The following is a 20,975-nucleotide window of genomic DNA, read 5'->3' as shown; positions in this document are numbered from 1 at the left end:
TTGCCCAGTCTTTGAGGGGAGAGGGCAATATTTGCTCGGAGGGGAAAAACCCAAATGTTTCGGGCTGTGCGATCGCCTTAGATACCCAGATCAGGTGCGGGTTTGAGTGCGATCGCCATCATCCCCATCTCGGCATCACCCCGAACTCTCCTGTGGATTTTACGGAGGGACCTTTACTCTAAGTTTCCTGGGGGAGTTCTCCCCCGAAAGTGGCACCGGATTTCGTTTCTATGGCAGAATTTTTAACATCTTCCTGGTGCAACGTTTCAGAATTGGTATGCAGAGTTTAACGCTTTTTTCAAGGAATTTAAAGCAAGAGCTTAAGTTTTTCTGAAAATTTTTCGGGGTCCTGAAAAAAAATCCGTAAAATTGCTGAGGGAGTGAGTGACTCGACATCGAGTCAAAGGGATTTGGTAGAATGATCGAGTCATTTAAGTATTTGGCATCGGATTGAGTTAGAAGGGGCAGCCAATCCGGTCGAACCCAGGGTAATCCGTGAGCATAACTACTCGCGATCGCCCCGAAGGTCGGAACCTGAAAGCTGACAGGAGCAAAGGTTGAGCATCTAGGGTATCGGTAACAGGCTCAGATAAATAGGACCAGAAAGCGGGTTGGGGGCCCACAGAACGTGACTCATGAGTAAAAATTTTGTGAAGAACCCCGGTTGTTTACCCCCGAGTAATAAATGGGGTTCCAGCCAATTCCCCTGGGACTGTTTGCTTCGTCCAAACCAGAGCGCCCTTTGCTGGGAAAAAACAGCGGTGGCTCTCAAGCGCTCATTGAGTGGCGATCGCCCATCTAGGCCCATTTGGATTCAGGGACTCTCAATCAACCGAAGGCGTAGCGCTCCCTTCAGGCATCGGTGGGCGAGCATTTCATAATACCATTGAGTTCTTAATCTACCATCGCTGTACAAACCCAAACCCTAACCTCATGTTCAAAACCGACTTAAGAACAATCGCGCCGGTAAGTGCGATCGCCACGGCGATCAATTGGGGTTGTCAATCCGTACCCGCATCGTCCCAAGACATCTCGCCATCCAGTTTCATCAGGGTCCCGAGGAGCGACGGCGATCGCCCGATTCTCCGGGATCGCATCAATACTCCCCACCCCCATATACTCCACCCCCAAAAGGTCCAAGCTCGACTCCCCCAGTTTGCAGAAACTGCCCAACTTGATAAAGTGGCTCGGGATCGACCTCAGGTCGAAATGCCGGAGTTATATCCCAGGCTAAAACATAGGTGAGTGGGATGGTTATCTTTAACAGGAAAAAAGGGCTTTCCCTTGCCAGTAAACTAGCGTTAGCCATGACCACGTTAGCAATCCTCACCGTGGGGAGCGTCACCGGGCTTTTCCTTCGCCGCACCCAACAAAACTTTCGCAGCGAACTCGAAAATCAAGCCGAGATCGTAGTGACGACCTTAGCGGTCACCACCGCTCATGCACTCCAGAACCAGCAGGCGGACTTTTTAGAAGAAATTCTAGAACAACTCGGCAGTGAGCAAATTTTGGTCGTTGGCCGCATCTATGGCGCAGATGGACGAATTGTGGCCGATATCTATAGCGATGATATTTGGCGTTACAATACCGAACCCGATGCCTTTGGCGTGATTTTGGTTAACAGTAAGCAGACCGTCTTTAAATGGGAACGCGATCGCCTGATTGCTGGGAAATCAGTCATCCGAGATGAGCAACTCCTAGGAGCCGTTAGTATTGGCCTCTCCACTGCCCAGCTCTGGGAAAAAATGGCAGCCGTTCGGAATCAAGGGGTCATCGCCGCCTTGAGCGCCTCCCTAGCGGGTACCCTCTTCGCCTTATTCCTGGCGCGTTCCATCACCCGACCTTTACAGGAAATGACCGCAGCGACTGAGCGCCTTGCCGAAGGGGACCTGGATCAAACCATCGTGGTGGGCAGCCATGACGAGCTTTTCCTGCTGGCGGAATCCTTTAATAGCATGACCGAGCAACTCAAAACCTCGATCGCCACCCTAGAGGAGCGTGCGGAAGCTCTGCACCAAAGTGAAGCCAAAAATCGCGCCCTTTTAGAGGCGATTCCCGACTTAATGTTGCAATTTAGTCAAGACGGGACTTTCATGGACTTTAAGGGGGGCAGGGGGGATACCCTGCTGCGACCGGCGGGAGACTTATTAACTCAAAATCTCGACAGTATTTTACCCCCAGGATTAGCCCGTCTGTATTTTAAATATGTCCAGATTGCCCTGGCAACCCATGATATTCAGGTATTTGAATATGATTGGTTTATTAATGAAACCCGCCGTTATTTTGAAGTCCGCATGGTGGTCAGCGGTCATCAACAAGTCTTAGCAATTATTCGGGATATTACGGCGAATAAATTAACTCAATTAGAATTAGAACAGGCCAAGGAAGCCGCTGAAGCGGCGAGTCATGCTAAAAGTATGTTTTTAGCCACCATGAGTCATGAGTTGCGAACACCCCTAAATGCGATTCTTGGGTATAGTGACCTGTTGCGAGATCAAGCTCAGGAAGACGGATTAGAGGAGTTTGTGTCGGATTTAGAGCAAATTCATCAGTCCGGTTTGAATTTACTCACAATTATTAGTGATATTCTGGATATTTCTAAAATTGAAGCGGGTCATACAAAGCTTTATTTAGAACGGTTTAATATGACGGCCCTGATTGCCGAAGTGCAAAGCAATACCCACTTATCAATTCTGAAAAATAGCAATCAACTAGAGGTAAAGTATGGGGATGAACTGGGGACGATGATTGGCGATCGCACCAAGGTTAAGCAGGTGCTGTTTAATCTGCTCAGTAATGCCGCCAAGTTTACCCACAATGGACAAATTACCTTTTCCGTAGAGCGGATTGAAGCCGTTACCGTCAATGGAGAACTGGACCCAAATCCCGATGCAGCAATCTTTGTATTTACCGTCACTGATACGGGGATTGGCATGACTCCAGAACAAATTGAGAAAATATTTCAGCCTTTCGTCCAAGCGGATGAGAAATATACCCGCAAATATGGGGGGACGGGTTTAGGGTTGGCGATCGGTCAGAATTTCTGTCAGATGATGGGGGGAAGTATTACCGTAGAAAGTCAACCCGGAGTAGGGTCTAGTTTCACCTGCCGCCTTCCCGCAGTAGTTCACAAACCCGAGGCGTCTTAGAGTTTTCGGGGCCGTTGGCCATCAAAAAAAAGAGGCACAGGAAAATAAAAGGGCAAATTATCAAACCGGCGATCGCCCACACTTGATTTACCTGCATCTCGCGCCGAGCTAAATTAGCATCATATCATATTTGCACGCGCACCCATACAGACCTAACCCCCTTTCCCCCCATCCTTTGCCCGGATGGGGCACAAGAGAAAGAACTGTTTTTTTAGGTTAATCAAACGGCCTTGATATTACAGGTTCGGGAACCCTATGAATGCGTACATCACCCGGGGCCGAGTAAATACTTGCTTTCCTCAAATGATCCCCTGGTAAAAAATTGATTTTTTCTGTGGTTTGTCCGTTATGCGGGTCAGGGGAAGTGGCCTCATTGAGGACTATTCCGATTTAAGCGATGCCATATCAATACAGAAGCGGTACTTGACATCAGACTTGAGCAGTCGCTCATAAGCTTCGTTGACCTTTTGGATGGGGATAACTTCAACATCAGCAGTGATGTTATGCTCGCCGCAAAAGTCCAGCATCTCCTGGGTTTCAGGGATGCCACCAATATTTGAGCCGGAGAGACGGCGGCGGCCCATGAGCAGGTTGAATGCTGAGATTTCCAGAGGCTTCTCAGGTGCGCCGACAAGGGTAATGTTCCCATCAGGGCGCAGTAGGTTGAGATAAGCGTTAATGTCGTGCTGGGCCGAGACCGTATCGAGGATGAAATCAAAGCTACCCGCCTGTTTCTGCATCTCGTCCGTATTGCGGGAGATGACTACTTCATCAGCACCGAGGCGGAGTGCGTCTTCCGTCTTGTTGGGTGAGGTGGTAAAGACAACGACCTGCGCACCGAAGGCATGAGCAAATTTCACACCCATGTGTCCCAATCCGCCAAGACCGACTACGCCAACTTTCTGGCCCTTGGTGACCCCCCAGTGACGCAGGGGCGAGTAGGTTGTGATTCCGGCGCACAGGAGTGGCGCGACTCCAGGGAGATCGAGGTTCGTGGGAACGCGCAGAACGAAGCGTTCATCCACGACAATGCTATCGGAGTAGCCCCCATAAGTAACACCTCCAAGGTGCTTGTCCGGGGAGTTGAAGGTAAGGGTCAGGTTTGAGCAAAACTGCTCAAGACCGTCTTGGCAATGGGGGCAGGTCCCGTCCGACTCGACCATGCAGCCGACCCCAGCGAGGTCGCCCGTCTTGTACTTCGTAACTGCCGAACCAACTTGGGTGACGCGGCCCACGATCTCATGACCGGGAACAATGGGATAGACTGTAGCCATGACGTTGCTCCACTCGTTGCGCACCGAATGGAGGTCGGAGTGGCAGATGCCGCAGTAGAGGATTTCAATCTGGACGTCATGTTCGGTGGGATCGCGCCTTGGGATAGTATCGGAGGCTAGGGGCGATGTTGCACTGGCAGCGGAATAAGCTTTTGTTTTGTACATAAATTGATGCTCCTTTTTGGGATTCCTGGACTTGAATGGCGTCGAGGTTGCGCTCCCCATTGTAAAGACTGAACAGGGAGGGGTTGCTCTATCAGTGGGATGGGATTTTTTTAAAGGAAGGGTAGCTTGGATACTATTTTGGTCTGTTTACCGCATTGGGGTCAAGTTAAATTGATTAGAAAATTCCGTTCGGGTCTGTCTGTGGCGAGGCGATCGCCTGTCTCAACCGCCGGAGTGGAGTCCCTCCAAAGTGCGACCCTTGGCATTGATTCGACTCTGGCACAAAGCTGTAAACGGATGACGGATTATGGGATCTCACTATCGAGGTGGCGAATCACCCGACAGGGGTTTCCCGCCGCCACGACCCTCGGCGGCACATCTCGCGTCACGACACTCCCCGCGCCAATGGTAGCGCCATCTCCAATGGTAACCCCAGGACAGATAATCGCACCTCCGCCAATCCAAACATCGCTACCGATTTCCACTGGCAAAGCAGACTCCCATCCCTCTTGGCGCTGAGTGGGATTGAGCGGATGAGTGGCGGTGTAGATTTGCACTTTGGGTGCTATCAGGACGCGATCGCCCAGGCGGACTGTATTGCAGTCGAGAATTACGCAATCGTAGTTGATAAACAGGCGCTCCCCTGCAAAAATATTAAAGCCGTAGTCGCATCGAAATGGAGGTTTAACTTCAGAACCTGCTCCAATCGCCCCAAACAGTTCTTGGATGAGCGATTGTCGTTCTTCGGTGGCATCAGGAACTGAGAGATTGAAAGTATGTAAAATTCGTTGCGATCGCACAAGCAACTCCACCAGTTCGGGATCGGTTGCCAGATAAGGCTCTCCTGCCAGCATTCTTTGGCACATCGATTTCTCGGCGTTCGATTGATTCATGGGTTATTGCTCAACTATAGTAGGTGCGATTCCTCGCCTGTTGGATCTCTAATTCGCTAAATGCTTACTAGAGACAAATTCAATGATGTTATTCTACTGGACAGTTAAAAGTTCTGTATAACCCCTCCTCGGTCTTTCATGGGGCCTCAAAAAAAGGGACCGGCCTAAAACCCGTCCCTAAGTCATACTGTTCAAGAGTCTAAGCTTAACCAGTGCTCCTATTAAGCACACTCAACAGCGAGTTGAGCAAATCCTCCAAAGTCTACGGCCCACATTCAGCCGTGAGGATGGGTCTCAATGGTTAGTGATTATGCTTTGGGGCATCTTGTTCTGCAACCGGGCCCCCGCTATGAGCAGTTCTCTGAATGCAGTGGGCGAAGCCAAGGATTCTGCTTTCAACCGCGTGATTAAGCAACCTCTGTGTTTCTTCTCTGGGTAAAAATCCGCGACTTTTACGGCTGAGGGGTTTGTTTGTAACATTCCTTTACACTCGGCCTGAGAGACACAGGGCGATCGCCCGACAACAAAGTCACTGGGATGGAGCAAAAGCAAATATGCAACGATAGAAAACTTTTTCCTTTGCTGAGTTACAGATTATTAATAAACTACCTAAAAGGGGGTGTGACCCCAGTAGCGATCGCGCGGGTCCATCTGCTAGAGTCAGCCAACATTGGCAGCATCCTTGCATAATTCACGGCGGAGTCGCCTAGTAAACCGATAGCCGTCAAAAAACTCATTTCCCGTATCTCACATGATTTCCCCAGGCAGAACAAGAATGTCAACTCCTTTCCAGCGCGATGGAATGCCCAACCCACCCCAACGGTCCAATAATACCGACCGATTTTCTACCTATCTGATGGTGGATAATCACCAGGGGCGTGTGGTGTTGCAATGGATAGCAGAACCCCGTTTGAGGCGCAACCTTCAGCGATATGCTGCCCACGACCCCCACTTTCCCCGGTTGCGCGACGCTGGGGATTTAGAAGAACAATTAGAACAGTTCTGGATAAATTTCGCGCTCAATCCCCCGCCGCCACAAGAGTGGGAACCGGCCAATCGCCACGAATTGGCATTCCAACATTTAGCGAGTTACTATGAATCCATTTGTCATCAAGCGGCCAAAGCGATCGCCCATAAACATTCCCAAGTGTCTTGGGAAGAAACCCTGACAATTGCCCGCGCCTTTATTTATAATCCCAAAAAATTGGCAGACATTTTAAGGAAGTTTCAAACCAAAGGAAGCGCCAAACTTTCCACTTACTTGCACGAAGTTTTAACGAGAACGATTAAATCCGAAACTGCGGTGGGCCGCTACTCATATTGGCGCTTAGTCTGCAAGACGTCTGAAAAAAAATTATTAAATGCCTTGGAAACTGCCCACTATGGACAAAGAGAAATATCGCAGATTCTCTTTGCCCAGAAATATTTCACCAAGGTTTATTTTTTCAACCGAGTTAAAGGGCGAACGAGAAGACGCGGAGAAACTTGGCCGCTCCCCCAACCGGAAGATTTTGCCGAAACTGCCCACTGTTATAATGCCGAAAGGCTTTTACCTTCCGCACCGCCTGAAGTGGCATCTAATCCCCATCCAGTAACGGCAGAACAGATTCAACGCTGGATGGAAAGCTGCTTTGAAGCGGTAAAAGAGTGCAAAAATTTAGAATATCAAACCTGTTCTCTTGACGAACTAAATGCCAAGCTAGGAATAGAAATTGCTGACCCCAAAACCGAACCAGAAGATTCGGCTTGGGGGGAATTCGGGGAAGATGAGCTATCTTTGGCATGGTTTAATCAAACCGAGGAAATTAAGCAACTCTTGGAAACCGAACTAAAACGGTGTGGGAATATTATCGAAGTGCCACTGAGCGAACGCATTTGGTTAATCGACAAAGCTAAAATTCTGCCGCTTAAATACGGATTTGGCTTGACTCAAAAGCAGATTGCTGTTCTGTGTGGCATCCAACAATGTAAAGTCAGTCGGGACCTGACGAATAAATATACAAAACCGCTTTTGAAGGCTTTAACTCAATTAAGTCAGCCCGAAGGATGGGTGTCTGATTATGTTACGGAGTGGTTGCAGAAATACTTTCCTTCCCCCAATCGTGCGGATATTATTCACGCGGCTTTAGTGGAATCTTTAAAACAGCTTACTGGAGCAGAACGAGAGTTATTGTCCCTGCGTTATGGAGAAAAACTGGTTGTTAGCGTAATTGGCGATCGCTGGGGATGTTCCGCAGATGAAGTCAAAGCGAAACTTGCCTCTATTGAAACACAATTGCATATTTTTTTACTAAACTGTATAGGGAAGTGGATGAAAGAGTATGTTAACCACTGGTTGCATATTTTTTATCAAACACCCCTTAAAGAAGCATTAATCCATCAACTTAAGGGGCTTCCAGATAGCATTCAGGAGGGTTTGCAACTTTATTATAAACAGTCCGTCCTTCGGGAACAGATAGAGCAAAATCGGGAAGAAAGTGAAGCCCCAGAGCTTACTCTATTGTGGGAAGGAAGATGTCAACTAGAAGAGGGTTTAATCCAGTGGACTGCCGACTGCTTGGATATTGCCCTAACTGGAAATGAAGAACGGAAGAAGATTAATCAAATTGTAGAAAATTGGTTAAAAAATTTTTATGTTTTTGAAGCAGGAGTACAAGAAAATGAGATTTAGTCTAGCACAAACAAGCAGCATGGAAAGAGAATCGTTACTGTTGCAGATTGCACCGGATGACCAAGAATTAGGATGGGAGCTTGCCGATCGCCATTCTAATGCGATCGCTCGGTATCAGGCTTATCTCAACTGGCTGAGTGTCAAAACTTTCTTACCTTGGGTGGAGGAATGGGCATTAGAAGAAGAGTTACCTAATCCCTCAATTTGGCCGAGTGAAGCCACATTACTTAGTATTTTAGAACTCGTCAATGGTACTGCCATTCAACTGGGTAAAACTCGCTTAATTCTGATTCCATCGGATGAAATAGAACCCGAATCCTTAATCGTACCCCAGGAATGGGTAGACAATCCCAACTGGATCGGAGATTATTATTTAGCGGTGAAGGTCAGTTTGGAAGGGGATGAAGATGACTGTTGGCTCGAAGTAGAGGGATTTGCTACTCATCGCCAGGTAAAAAATCAAGGAAAATATGATGCAAACAATCGCAGTTATTCGGTCCCCCTGGCAGAATTAACTGAAGATTTAACGGTCATGGAGATAACTTTGGGACTTCAAGTGCGCGAAGCGGTGAAACCGTTGCCACAGTTATCAGAAATAGAGGCAAAACAATGGTTAGAGCAGTTGGGAGATGCCTCCCTGTATTCGCCGCGTTTACAATTACAAGTACCTTTTGAGAAATGGGCAGCGCTGCTAACAGACGATCGCCTCAGACAACAACTGTGCGATCGGCGCATGGGACAATTAGAGACAGTAGCGGCAAAAACAACGCCGGTGAAATTACGAGAATGGTTAGAGAATGTGCTTGAATTGGGAAAGAATACCTTAGAAGATGGATGGCAACAGTTTGAGGCGTTGGTATCTCCACCGGAACCCAGCGCAGTGCGAGGAAAAGGAGACGTTGTGGGTGCGATCGCGCCGGTGATTCGGTTGCTGGAACCCCACCAAATCGAACAGACTCGTCGTCATGCTGCGGGGGTATTAGGAGAACTTGGAGTGGGTAATCCCGAGGCGATCGATGCCTTAATCCAATTGTTGCATACGGCTCGCGATGAAGAAACCCGTTGGCAAGCGGCACTAAGTTTGGGTAAAGTTAGTCCAGGTCATCCTCAAGCAGGAATTAGAAAAGCTAGATACCTGGATTTTGGAATGCAGTTAGAGGGTCATTCCGTGGCGCTGATTGTGGCAATTATGCCCAGAAATGATGACAAACTCGGCGTGTTTTTGCAAGTCCAACCGATTGAGGGAAGGAAATTGCCACCCCATCTAAAATTGAGCGTGCTTTCGGAATCGGGGGAAACGAAGCGAGAAGTGGAAACTCGAAGTGATGAGGAAGGAGAAGGGACAGATAATTTGATTCAATTGCGGTTTAGTCCGCGTTCTGGCACTCGATTTCAGGTCAGAGTTTCACTGAATGAGGTTAGCATTACGGAGGAGTTTGTCGCCTAAAATCTGCCGCCTTCAAGCAAATTAATAGGGAGCTACAGTCATGGAAAAAGTGATTGTTTTAAAAATAATTTGTGGTAATTTTGACAGCGGATTTTCTGTGGGGTTACAAGTTTGGCACGACTGCGGCGGTTTTCCTTCTGTAGATAAGTCGGGTTATCTTCCACCTCATCTGCATTTGGAAGGATATTATTTTAACTGGCAAACGCGTTTTTGCCGGTTAAATAGTCCAAATCGGGGTGAGGAGTTGGACTGGGGTTTTGAGGACGACTTACCTGAACAGGTGGGCGGTGATGACGATCTGGAAGCTTGCCGCAAGTTTGCTAAGTTGTTAGAACAAAATATGAAAACTTGGCTTTTGCATACTGTTGATGCAGGATGGCAACAAATCCGAGAAAAAGTCGTTGAAGAATTAGCGGAAAATAAAGGCCACGTTCGGATAATGATTCAAGCTGATCCCCAATTATGGAAAATGCCTTGGCTGGAATGGGATGTATTTGACAATATAAAGTATCCCGAGGTGGGAATTGGGTTTAGTCCGCTTGAGTATCAGAAACCCAAGCCGATCGCCCGCAGTGATAAGCAAGGCGCTGTGGTGCGGATTTTGGCGGTGTTTGGCAACAACGAGAACATTGATTTGGAACCGGACAAACAGGCGATCGCGCAACTGCCGGATGTAGAGTTAGAACCGTTAAACCAACCGTCGGCAGCAGAAGTCATTCAGAAGTTACGGGATAAGAGAGGATGGGATATTTTCTTTTTTGCCGGTCATAGCCAAACGAAAGGGAATGAGGGAATTATTTATATAAATGAACGTGAAAGCCTAGAAATTGGACAGTTTAAGGAGGCTTTAAAGGAGGCGATTCGCCAGGGGTTGCAATTAGCAATTTTTAATTCTTGTGACGGATTAGGATTAGCTCAAAAGCTGGCGGCGTTGCAACTGCCAGTCGCAATCGTGATGAAAGAACCCGTTCCAGATCAGGTGGCGCAGTGCTTCTTAAAAGAATTTTTGAAAGAATATGCCGCTGGAGCCTATTTATATACGGCAGTCAGGCGATCGCAAAAATGTTTAGAAGAATTTCTGGATTTTCCAGGATGTACCGGCTTGCCGATCATCTGTCAGAATCCCGCCGAAGTGCCGCCAACCTGGGAGGAGTTGCGCGGGAGGAAACCGAAAAATTTTTCTATTTCCGAACCGATAGAGGTAAGCAATTCTGGAAGTATTTTCAGCGATCGGGAACAGCCAGCGCCGGATCAACTCACTCGTTCTCCAGTTCGCCGTCATCAAATTGGATGGAGAAAACTGGGTCGCTCCTTAGCCGTAAGTTTTGCGATCGCGCTGTTTGTTCTAAGCGCACAATGGCAAGGAAAACTTCAAAGTTGGGAACTGCAAGCCTTTGACCACTTAATGAGGCGGCTTCCCGTGGAAGATATAGATCGCAGGCTTTTAATTGTGGGAGCTGATGAAACCGATCTGAGCTTGTATGGAAATCCTTTACCCGATGCTATTTTAACAGAAGTTTTAGAAAAAATAAACAGGTATAACCCAGCAGCCATAGGTTTGAATATTATCCGGGACCAGCCGGTTGAAAATAAAAATTATTCCGGTGGCCATGACACCCTAATCAATCATATAAACGCTTCTAAAAATATAGCTTTAGTCTGTTTTATAGGAAATAGTTTGGATAATAGTACAGCGCCTTTACCGGGACTCTTAGAGGGCAATCAACAAGTGGGCTTTCTGGATGTGTTTGATGATCGGGATTTCGCACCGCACAATCGCTTACGTCGCTATCTCTTATATCGCAGTGATAATCCCGTTCCCGAACCGACGAAATGTCATACTCCTTACTCGTTAGTTTGGCATTTAGTGGAGCGTTATTTAACAGCTCATCACTCTATTGACCTGAGCCTCTTCCATAGCGACTCAAAATTTAACCCAGTTCGGATCCAAACCCTCGCAAATCGTAGTGGTGGATACCAGAATTTGCGAGAATATGCCAAAGGCAATCAAATACTGATTCGTTATCGCCATACTCCAGATCCGAATCAAATTGCTCACCAAATTACCGTGCGAGATCTGTTGGAAGAACGCCATCCGTTTAAGCCATCTCGAATTGAAGGAAAGGTGGTTTTGATTGGTGTGACCGCTCCAACGGTACAGAGGTCGTTTTCTACCCCTTATGGGAAAATTAACGGGTTAAACATTCATGCCCATGTAGTGAGCCAGATTCTTAGTAGTGTTGAGGGCGAATTGAAGGGCGAAAATAAGCGGCCCTCGATCTGGTGGTGGCCTCAATGGGTTAATGCACTTTGGGTGTTATTATGGTCATCTCTGGGTGGAATGCTCGTCTGGCTTTTTCCTCAACCCTTACAACGATGGATAGCCCTTAGCGGTGCTATTCTGATATTATATGGAATCTGTTTGTGGGCTTTAACTCAAGGGGGCTGGATTCCACTAATCCCCCCCCTTCTAACTCTCTTAACCCCCACCTTCTGCTTGACTTTCTATACCTTTTTCAAGCTGAAGTCTTTTGATTAAAATCATGCACTGATTGCTCTTTCTATTTTCTATGATGAAACTGCTGATTCAATTGTTATTAGCGAGCGTTTTTCCTCTGACCAGTATGCTGAGGGTTCCGGGCTCCATGAGCACGGAAGTGGGACGACAGCAAGTAGCCCAAGGCGCACCACGAAACGATCCAGGAACTCCACGAGGAACTTCTGAACCAGCGGGAAGCCGACCCGAATCAACTTGTCCACCAACGGAAACACCTCTAACGGCCATTAATCATGGAAACGAGAGTGATTTTACCCTAGGCGAATATCCGATTTTTTTCTTTTATAATCCTTATTCCCCAGAAAATTTGGATTTGATTGAGTTTTCCCTCTATGACAAAGGCGAACGCCGCACCATTTATAAAACTCAAATAGAACCCAGTGAAAATCCAGGAATTATCCAACTGAGGCTTCCCGAAGAGGCTGATTATGCTTTAGAGGTTAATCAAACCTATCGATGGTATCTTACCGCCTATTGTTCAGAACGCCGGACTGATGGCCCAGACGTGGAAATTAACGGCTGGATTCATCGCAAACCGATGACGGAAGAACTGGAGGCTGCGTTAAAAAATCCCTCGATTCCTCAATACATCACCTATATGAATGAGGGAATTTGGTACGATGCCGTTAGCCTTGTGGCTCAAAGTTATGCCTCTAATCCCCAGAACCAAGCATTTAAAGAAGCGTGGGAGAATTTGTTGCAAGCGTTAGGCAGAGAACACTTGAGTCAAGAGCCATTGATTAACCCAGTGGTGAGTGGAGAAGCCGACGAGTAAGAGCATTTTGGTAGTATAGCTATCAGTCTCCTATTTTTGGGTGTAGGGGAAATTTATCAATTAAACCTACACCATTTATTGAGGCTCTGTCCTCCTTCCTAGAGCTGGGCAACTTTAGCGCCAATTTCCGACTAAAATGTAAGATGCCCACGATGTCGGATTTTGATAGTTAAGATTTTCTAATAAAGCTTTTTGAGCGCGATGAAGTGCCTCAGCTTTTGTGAGTCCGTTTTGGATAAATTCCAAATAAAACTGTTTCATCAGTTGAGTGGTTGAGTCATCCTGAACTCGCCAGAGGGTAGCCAGGGTACTGCGAGTTCCTGCCCGGACTGCTAACCCCGCTAATCCTAAAGTAGCGCGGTTATCTCCATCGGCGGTTTTGCAGGCACTCAAAACGAGCAATTCAATGGTAGTAGAGGGAGAGCGATCGCGAAGTAGTCTATCAAATTCGTTAGAGCGAATTAATTCACCGGTGGAGTCTGCTGAACCATAAACTAAGATATAAGTATTCTGGGGATTTGAACTAAATTGTCCATGAGTTGCCATGTGGACAATGGAAAAGGGTCCGATATTTAACTCTTGTTTTAGGCGGGGCTGGGTAAACTCGGAGTTTAATAAAATTTGAGTCGAAACTAGATTGCTAATACTTTCTAGTTCCGTGCGGACTTCAAGGGCTTGAAAATTTTTATTTTCTACTGTTAGAGCTTCTGTAACTCCTGTTGCCAGTACCCGGCGTTGGGCTGACTTTTGTTCTAAGTCAAAAGTTTGTAAATTGGGCAAGAGAGCAATCGCATAATCTTTTTCCACTACATATTTTTCAGTTGCGCGATCATATAATGCGGCGAGGGGAATATTTTTTAACTCCCCGTCCAAGATAAAAACCAAAGTTTTGATTTCAGTGCTAGTTTCTAAACTGGGTTCCAGAGGCTGAATTAACCAGCGGTAAAGATTATCAGAACTCTCTAACCGCTCTGCTAAAGATGAAGGATTGGCTAGTTTACCTCGGAGTTGGGTGACATTTTCTTGCACTTCTATCCGAGAAATGGGAACGATATGACGTTCTAAGGGTCGAGCTGGTAATTTAAACAAAAGTTCTATCCGATTCGGCAAGAGAATGGGATAAATGAGTGCAGCATCTCGGGTAATTTCATTCAGCGATCGCTCAATTCGAGCGGCTGAATCTAGCAATTGTCCGGAGTTAGAAACGCTGAGATTGCATTGCAGGAAGTTTTCGAGTTCAGCCAGTTGCAGCGCATCAATAAACTGAATTGCACTTTGCAGGCGATCGCGATTTCCATCGGCAGATTGTAACAGCAGATCCACAAACTGCCGATACATAGGTTCCACATTATCTCTAAATGAAAACTGCACATCGGTATTAACTGCTAATAAATCATTTCGCAGCGAATCTAGGGTTTCCACCGCAACGGTATAGTTATTGATCGCATCTTCCAGGTTTTCTTCACCCGCTAACAACCGTCCCATCTGCCACTGCCACTGATATCTTAACTCCGGTGCATTACTCTTTACCGCTAACTCTAATGCCTCCTGGGTTAAAGTCTTCGCTTTCTCCCAAGTAGTAGTTTCTCCCTGTTTTTGCGCTTGCGGTGGCACGAAATATTCATACCGTTTCCCTTGAGTCCCTATCGCATAAGATTTCAGTCGCGCATCTTTTAATGTCTCCGCTTCTGTTAGCGCCTGCTGCAATAATCCATCAATCTCTTCAATGGAAACCAGTTCTAATTCTGCTGTTTCTCCCTGCACCAATTTCTCGCACTGCATCAAACTACAGGCTAACTTAATTCTCGCTTCCACCAGCGGTTTACTCAGTCTCATCTCGCTCATCTGAGATTGAATCTGCGCCAGTAAGGTTTGTAATTCTTTTGTATTAGTTTCTGATTGACGCAGCAAGCTGAAGAGATTTAATTGAGCTAAGAGTTTGATAGGGGATGAAGGTGCAAGGGTAATCGCCTGGTTATAATTTTGTACCGCTTTATCTCGATAATTCTGAGCGGTTGGGTTATCCCCATACTCTTCTTGCTGCTTACTTAACGCTTTTTGGGTATTGGCTAAAGAAAATAAAGTTAAACTTTTATCGGTGTTAGAATTAGTTTGGCTAACTACTTCCCAAGTGGAATTTAAAATTTGTTGGGATTGCTCCAAATAGCCGATCGCGCGCAATACATTGCCCAAACTCCGCAAGGCGATCGTCTTAAGTCCCCCATTGTTTTCTGCTGCCAGACGGTTTTGCAACAACTTAATATCTTCCTCGGTTTTTATCTCGTCACAAGACGGATTTTCTGCACCTATTGCCTGCAATAAAGTATTGCACGATCGCCGATAATACCCCATCTGCTCTAACGCCTGAGCTTGATTCACCAACGCTCCGATTTTTCCTTCCTTATCGTTCAGTTGTTGGTATTCATCGGCGGCTTTTTGCCAACGTTCAAAGGCAGTTTCTGCCTCTCCCAAAGATAAGAATAAATGACCTTGACTATTCAATGCTACTGCACGAGCAATGCGATCGCCTCTCGTTCCTCCCATCCCCGCTAATTGCAGACTAGCATCACTCACCCGCTGCGCTTCTTCCCATTGTCCCAATTTTTGATAACTTAAGGACAAATAACTCAATGCCAAAGACTGATTTAAACGGTTGCCTTCTGCTGCATAAATATCCCCTGCTTGTCGCAATATTTCTGCCGCTTCAGAATAGTCAGAATAGCCACCGCGCCGATACAATTCCCTGCCTCTTTCCATTAATTGCTGAGGCGTTGCTTGTGGTGAAATTGTCTGGGACACTTCCCGTGACTGTGCTATCTCCAATACCGGGATGCCGAGAGCGAAAATTACCCCCAACATCCCTAACAGGAAGAATCTAAACCCCCGCTTTAAAAGGGATTCCACCTCACGGAAAAATACAGCCCATTTTCTTGCCACGTTCTGTCCCTCGAATCAATTTCAACTAAAGGAATTCCCCAGTCTAAGCGAGCGGAGAAATCATTTCCCAGTTGTAATTGTAAACCCAATCCGGTAGAAAGTAACGTATTTTTATCCGGGTTCGCGCGATTTCCTTCATCCCAGTTCCACCCCACCCCCAGATCCAGAAATGGAATCACTTGCAAACTGCCTTGCCACTTAGGAAACTCGACAAGGGGATATTGGAACTCCAGGGAAGCAAATGCACCATTATCCACCAGTAAAGCATCTTGGCGATAGCCCCGGACACTATTGAAGCCGCCTACGCTAAACTGTTCTAATGGGAGTAAAGAAGTGGTCGCTAATTGGAGATCTCCGCGTAGGATGAGTAACGGATCCTGGCGTTTTCCTCCCAGTCCCGCGACTCGGCGTACCCACTGTCCCTGTCCCCGCCATGCCAAAAATCGACTATCGGGTTCGTTGTCATTTATTGTAGCATCAAACAATCCTACCCCTAAACTGAATTCCGATCGCGCTGCCAAGATTTGTTGACTGTCTTGCCATAAGGCATCTTGAAAGAATCGAATCGCCGAAACCCGGGTTTCACCCTGGTCATTTGCACCAGGAGAAAGGGGGAAATTCACCCCTAATAAAGAAGTTTCACTTGAACGACGGGACGCGGTAATTCCTAACGCCAATTCTGTGCGGATTAAGTCACTGGCATTTTGGAGGGATTGGGTAGGAGATTGAGAAATAATCCGTTGAAGGATGGGTTGGCGATAGGTGAGTTCATAGGTGCGAGAATTCGCTTCGATATCCACTTCATCGAAAGGCGGTTCGACGATGTTGCTATCTCCTGTGCTGTAACGGAAACTGAGGGTGCCATTGTTGGCAGTGAGGGGGACGGCATAACCCAATTCTAAGCTGTTACTGCCATCGGTATTGGCATAGTTGAAGGTGGCAATGTCACCGAGTCCTAACAAATTGTATTGGGTAAGTTGTGCTTGACGACGCAAACTGCCAACGGAAGGCGATCGCCCGTTATCGATTGCCAATTGAGGGCTAAAAAATCGCGCATCTTCGACTCTAACAGCGAGGAAGCTGGTATCAGGTTCAACCCCCGCAGCAAGTTCAGCCGATATTTTTTCCAGGCGGGGGTCGAATTGCAGCAGGTAGAGGGATTCTAATAGGGTGTCGGCATTTACGATGTCCCCTGGGTTTAATTTGAGACGGTTTCTCACGTAGGTGGCATACTGGTTGTTGAGTTGGGAGTTGCCGGTAACGCTGATATCTTCGAGACGGTTTTCGATCGCCTGAATGGTGACAACGCGATCGCGCACGATTTGAGGAGGAAGAAACGCACCGGAACCGATATATCCTTGTTGTTGGTAAAACTGGGCGATCGCCTCTGCTGCTTCCTGAAGTTCTGCAAAAGTGAGATTGCGGTTGCTGTAAAGTTCGGTAATCGCGGCGAGTTGTTCCGGGGAAATGGCACTGCTGTCGCGCAGTTCAAATCTTTCAACAGTAAGGGTTTCGGGAACGGCAGCGATGGGGGTGGCAGGGAGGGTTTTGGGTTGTTGTGCCGAGAGGCAACCGGGGGAGAGTGAGGATTGATCCGTGAGGGGAACGGCAGATTCCGGTGCAATCAGTTCCAGTTCACCGCGATCGGTGAGTCTCATGCCGGTTGCTGCAATTTTGGAGATGCGGCGAGTTTGTGCCGGTGAGGGAGTGTTGGGGATGGGTTCTAGGGTAGCGGGAGTTTCTTCAACTTGTAAGACGCGCCAATCTTCCCAGGCATCGGTAGGAGTGAGGGTATCCGTGGGACTGGGGGGGATACCGCCTTTGCCGGTTTGGACAAATTCGCTGTTTTGAACAATGCGACAGGGATCGCGATCAATTAAGGAGGCGACATCTACGATGTCGTCTTCTAAATCCACCGTCCCACGACTGGGGTCAATGTCGGGGGTGTTGATTTCGACAATTCCATCAAATTCGGGACCGAGTTCCGAAGTGGCGGTGATGTCACTGGTGGCAAAACTTTCGCGATCGCGAAATTCGGTACCAAAAAGACCTTGTGCTTCAATCGTAACCCGACCCCCTGGCCCTTGTCGCGCGTTAGCGGTGATGTCGCTATTGTTCAATGCCGCTAAAATATCTGTCTCAATGCGAATATTACCCCCGGTGGTACTGTCAGCATTCGTAGTGATTTGACTGCGATCGCCTAACAGGACAATCTCGCTTTCTATATTAATATTGCCGCTATCTCCCGCATTGGTTTCAGCAGTGAGAATGCCTTTGTCTAAATTAATTTCTTCCGCATTAATATTCAAATCTCCAGCAGCGGCAGTTTCTGCACCCAGACGACTGCTGACTGTGAGGGTGGCATCATCAGCGAGGGTTAATTCATTAGTAGTTACGTTAACCGTCCCTGCATTTCCTAACCCCTGATTTCGACTGCGAGCAAAAATTCCACTGCGCAAAATATCATCTTCATCAGTGGGTGCGACGGTTCCATCTGCTAATACCGCAACCGGGGGTGCAACTTCTCCATTGGGTAAAATTCCTACCCCGCGCAATTCTATAAACTCCGTGGCATTGACTGTCACCGTGCCACCATTTCCCGAACCCGATGTAGAAGCGGCAATCTGTCCGCCATCTGTTGCGGTTAATTGAGCAGTATTAACGATCGCATTCCCCGCCGTTCCTTCTCCTTCCGTAATCACAAATAAGCCACTAGGAGTACCATTCGGCGCAATTCCCCGGAGTTCAATAAACTCCGTAGCATTAATGCTAAGGGTTCCTCCGGCTCCTTCACTGGTTGTAGAGGCGGAAATTAAGCCTCCATTTTCAACAATTACTCGTTGCGTGTCAATAGTTAGATTTCCCCCAAAACCCACCGCCGGAAAAATTTGCGTTTCTTGAGTTTCCGGATTTTCCTGGGTAATAAAATTAACTTGAGAGAAGATACCACTCGGAAAAAATTCATCTTCTGAGGTTTGAAATCCTCCGCTAACTTCAACGGAACCAACCGCACGAATATCTAAATTTCCGGCATCTCCCTCTGTAAAAGTAGAGGCTGATATTCCACCCCCATCATTGACCAAAACTCGCCCCGTTTCAATGAGTAAATTACCACCAGAACCCAATCCTTCCGTCTGGGAAGAGATAACGCCTCCAAGAACTTCAACAAAATTAGCCGCTTTTATCGTCACATCTCCGGCACTTCCCGTTCCAAAAGTGCCCGTAGCAATTGTTCCTCCGACTGCGATGGTTAGTTCGCGAGTTTCAATACTCATCGTTTGTCCCAAACCACTTACTTCCGGGGTGACAGTGGAAAAGATACCAGCAGGCAATCCATCTATAGAAAATCCCTCAATCGCGATCGCCTCTCTAGCGCGAATTGTTAGCGTTCCCGTATTCCCCGCTCCAAATGTCGAAGTAGAAACTGAAGCGCCATCAAAAATCGTTAACTGTCCCGTTTCTAACAGCAGATTGCCAGCATTTCCTTCTCCTACTGTTTCCACTGCCATAGTCGTCGGAAAAACCAAGCCATCCGGCGGAAAAGGCAATTCTTCCGGACTGGGAATCTCTCCATCTTCTCCTGCTAAGGATTCTAAAAATCCTTCGGGTAATCTCGGTTCTAAAGTAGTGCCAATTAATTCTACTGATTCTGATGTTCTAACAATCAAATCGCCTCCGGTTTGCCCTCCTTCAGTTTGGTTTAAGATAGTAGAACCGTCAGTAAGCAGCAGTTGTCCTCCCTGGATTTGAATGTGGCCACCCCTGGAACCCGTGGCGTCAACCGAAGCAGCATTTAAAAGTTGAATCGTGCCATATTCCGGAGGAGTTACTGAATTTCCCAGTTGAAATTGTCCGTTAAAATTGTTGAACTGAACTGCTCCATTTTGCACGGACCACAGTTCAATATTTCCACTTTCAGCAATTAGATTTCCCCCGTTTAAAGTAACGTTTCCTGCAACAAATCCTAACGTTTTTTCCGGTTGTACCCTTAACCCTCCAGAAAGTTCACCTCGAATAATTTCTACGGTGAATGGATTTAAACTAAAATTGTGACCCGCCCCTTCCACACGAATTTCAGCAGAATTGTTATCCATCTGCAAGGTGGTTGGTATCGAAATCGTTAGTAAGGAATCGCTCGGGGTGGGTTGGGTGCTGAAAAAACTCCCATCAGAAAAGTTGAGGCGATTTGCGGTTGAAGCTAAAAATGAACCCCCGATGTTGAGTTGGGCGTTAGGGCCAAAAACGATGCCATTAGAATTAAGTAAAAATAGATTTGCCGCACCGTTGGCTTGAATTACCCCATCAATATTGGAAGGATTGCCGCCCGTGATGCGGGAAAAGATATTTTCCAGGGTTAAATTATTATTAAAAAATACGGTTTCGCCTGTGAACAGAGAAAATTCTTGGAAACTATGAAATAAGTTGTTGCCGCGAACGGTGCCGCCATTAATTTCAATGATATTCCCATTAGGGCTGACAGTGGAATTTTCCGGAAGTGTAGCGTCGGGTACAATTTGAGAGAAAGCGGCGTGAGTTGTACTAAAACAACCCAGAGAAATTGTCACCGTGAGCGCGAGTAGATGCTTGATATCATAAACAGGGGGCTTCACCGTTTTCAATCCATCTCCAAGGTAAGGGTCATCTTTGTTAGTTTATCCTGCAACCCTTTCTCAAACAAGGGGTTACGGATAGTTTGTTTTAAACTATCGTTCAGTTCGGGTTCAGGGAGAATTTCTTCAACCCGAAACAATCCATAAGTGCCTTCAAATTCCACAGGCGCGATCGCCTCGCCAGGGGTAGCATTTTCCCGGGCAGTTTTGATACCATCCGGCAAGGTAGAGACTCGTACTGGCCCCATCATTCCATTAGCATTTGCTTCCTGGGCGATGGAATGCTTCCGCGCCAACGTTTCAAAAGATTGTTCATTGCTATCAATTTTTTGTTTTAATTGTTCTGCTGTCAGGGATGGGATTGTTTCCCTAAGCTTATTTTTAATAATTACAACTAACCATTTTACCAATATACGTGGATACAGGGTAAGCTCATCTAATTTGGTATAAATTGTACTTGACAAGGAGAAATTATAGAGTTAGAGCACAGCCGTCTG

Annotated in this window: 12 protein-coding genes; 6 read left to right on the top strand and 6 right to left on the bottom strand. The window is 46.9% G+C overall.

The genetic code is table 11. The features are described 5' to 3' along the window. The first annotated feature begins 11 nt into the window (after positions 1-11). Positions 12-182 (top strand): hypothetical protein, encoded by a 171-nt coding sequence (locus tag NG792_RS18435; protein ID WP_261236352.1) that lies wholly within the window; start codon positions 12-14, stop codon positions 180-182. 766 nt (positions 183-948) lie between these two features. Here NG792_RS18435 and NG792_RS18430 read toward each other — a convergent pair. Beyond that, a complete protein-coding gene (locus NG792_RS18430) occupies positions 949-1,140 on the bottom strand; it encodes a hypothetical protein (RefSeq protein ID WP_261236351.1) in 192 nt (63 codons plus the stop codon). A gap of 167 nt (positions 1,141-1,307) precedes the next feature. Between NG792_RS18430 and NG792_RS18425 the strand changes: the two genes are divergently transcribed. Continuing rightward, positions 1,308-3,149, top strand: coding sequence for a sensor histidine kinase (locus tag NG792_RS18425; RefSeq protein WP_261236350.1), 1,842 nt, complete (start codon positions 1,308-1,310; stop codon positions 3,147-3,149). Between the two features lie 380 nt (positions 3,150-3,529). On the opposite strand, the gene NG792_RS18420 is transcribed toward NG792_RS18425, so the two are convergent. Both NG792_RS18420 and NG792_RS18415 read right to left on the bottom strand, forming a co-directional pair. After that, on the bottom strand, positions 3,530-4,588 hold the full coding sequence (locus NG792_RS18420; protein WP_261236349.1) for an NAD(P)-dependent alcohol dehydrogenase: 1,059 nt from the start codon (positions 4,586-4,588) through the stop codon (positions 3,530-3,532). A gap of 305 nt (positions 4,589-4,893) precedes the next feature. Continuing rightward, on the bottom strand, positions 4,894-5,481 hold the full coding sequence (locus tag NG792_RS18415) for a sugar O-acetyltransferase (protein WP_261199255.1): 588 nt from the start codon (positions 5,479-5,481) through the stop codon (positions 4,894-4,896). A gap of 775 nt (positions 5,482-6,256) precedes the next feature. Between NG792_RS18415 and NG792_RS18410 the strand changes: the two genes are divergently transcribed. From NG792_RS18410 to NG792_RS18395, 4 genes are all read left to right on the top strand, one after another. Further along, positions 6,257-8,152 carry a SigE family RNA polymerase sigma factor gene (locus NG792_RS18410; RefSeq protein ID WP_261236348.1) on the top strand — a complete coding sequence of 632 codons (1,896 nt, stop codon included), beginning with the start codon at positions 6,257-6,259 and terminating at the stop codon, positions 8,150-8,152. Beyond that, complete coding sequence (locus NG792_RS18405; protein ID WP_261236347.1) at positions 8,142-9,599, top strand: DUF1822 family protein; 1,458 nt, start codon at positions 8,142-8,144, stop codon at positions 9,597-9,599. Before NG792_RS18410 ends, NG792_RS18405 begins: the two co-directional genes overlap by 11 nt. Positions 9,600-9,639: 40 nt before the next feature. Beyond that, entirely contained in the window at positions 9,640-12,138 is a 2,499-nt protein-coding gene (locus NG792_RS18400) for a CHASE2 domain-containing protein (RefSeq protein WP_261236346.1), read from the top strand. 106 nt (positions 12,139-12,244) lie between these two features. Further along, positions 12,245-12,931, top strand: a complete 687-nt coding sequence (locus NG792_RS18395; protein ID WP_261236345.1) for a DUF928 domain-containing protein — start codon at positions 12,245-12,247, stop codon at positions 12,929-12,931. Positions 12,932-13,045: 114 nt separating this feature from the next. On the opposite strand, the gene NG792_RS28980 is transcribed toward NG792_RS18395, so the two are convergent. The 3 genes from NG792_RS28980 to NG792_RS18380 form a co-directional block, all read right to left on the bottom strand. Continuing rightward, complete coding sequence (locus NG792_RS28980; protein WP_261236344.1) at positions 13,046-15,730, bottom strand: CHAT domain-containing protein; 2,685 nt, start codon at positions 15,728-15,730, stop codon at positions 13,046-13,048. A gap of 89 nt (positions 15,731-15,819) precedes the next feature. After that, on the bottom strand, positions 15,820-20,478 hold the full coding sequence (locus NG792_RS18385) for a two-partner secretion domain-containing protein (protein WP_261236343.1): 4,659 nt from the start codon (positions 20,476-20,478) through the stop codon (positions 15,820-15,822). Between the two features lie 5 nt (positions 20,479-20,483). Next, the gene (locus tag NG792_RS18380; protein ID WP_261236342.1) at positions 20,484-20,942 is read right to left on the bottom strand and encodes a peptidylprolyl isomerase; all 459 of its coding nucleotides are present in this window, start codon (positions 20,940-20,942) and stop codon (positions 20,484-20,486) included. Between the last annotated feature and the right edge of the window lie 33 nt (positions 20,943-20,975).

Source organism: Laspinema olomoucense D3b, assembly GCF_025370785.1.
Taxonomy (GTDB): Bacteria; Cyanobacteriota; Cyanobacteriia; order Cyanobacteriales; family Laspinemataceae; genus Laspinema; species Laspinema olomoucense.
The sequence above is the reverse complement of the archived record's forward strand: the minus strand, read 5'-3'. Positions and strand labels throughout refer to the sequence as shown.

Excerpts from the sequence above, each read along its gene's own strand:
- NG792_RS18425 (WP_261236350.1), top strand. The coding sequence starts at position 1,308 with ATGACCACGTTAGCAATCCTCACCGTGGGGAGCGTCACCGGGCTTTTC.
- NG792_RS18420 (WP_261236349.1), bottom strand. The coding sequence starts at position 4,588 with ATGTACAAAACAAAAGCTTATTCCGCTGCCAGTGCAACATCGCCCCTA.
- NG792_RS18415 (WP_261199255.1), bottom strand. The coding sequence starts at position 5,481 with ATGAATCAATCGAACGCCGAGAAATCGATGTGCCAAAGAATGCTGGCA.
- NG792_RS18410 (WP_261236348.1), top strand. The coding sequence starts at position 6,257 with ATGTCAACTCCTTTCCAGCGCGATGGAATGCCCAACCCACCCCAACGG.
- NG792_RS18405 (WP_261236347.1), top strand. The coding sequence starts at position 8,142 with ATGAGATTTAGTCTAGCACAAACAAGCAGCATGGAAAGAGAATCGTTA.
- NG792_RS18400 (WP_261236346.1), top strand. The coding sequence starts at position 9,640 with ATGGAAAAAGTGATTGTTTTAAAAATAATTTGTGGTAATTTTGACAGC.
- NG792_RS18395 (WP_261236345.1), top strand. The coding sequence starts at position 12,245 with ATGAGCACGGAAGTGGGACGACAGCAAGTAGCCCAAGGCGCACCACGA.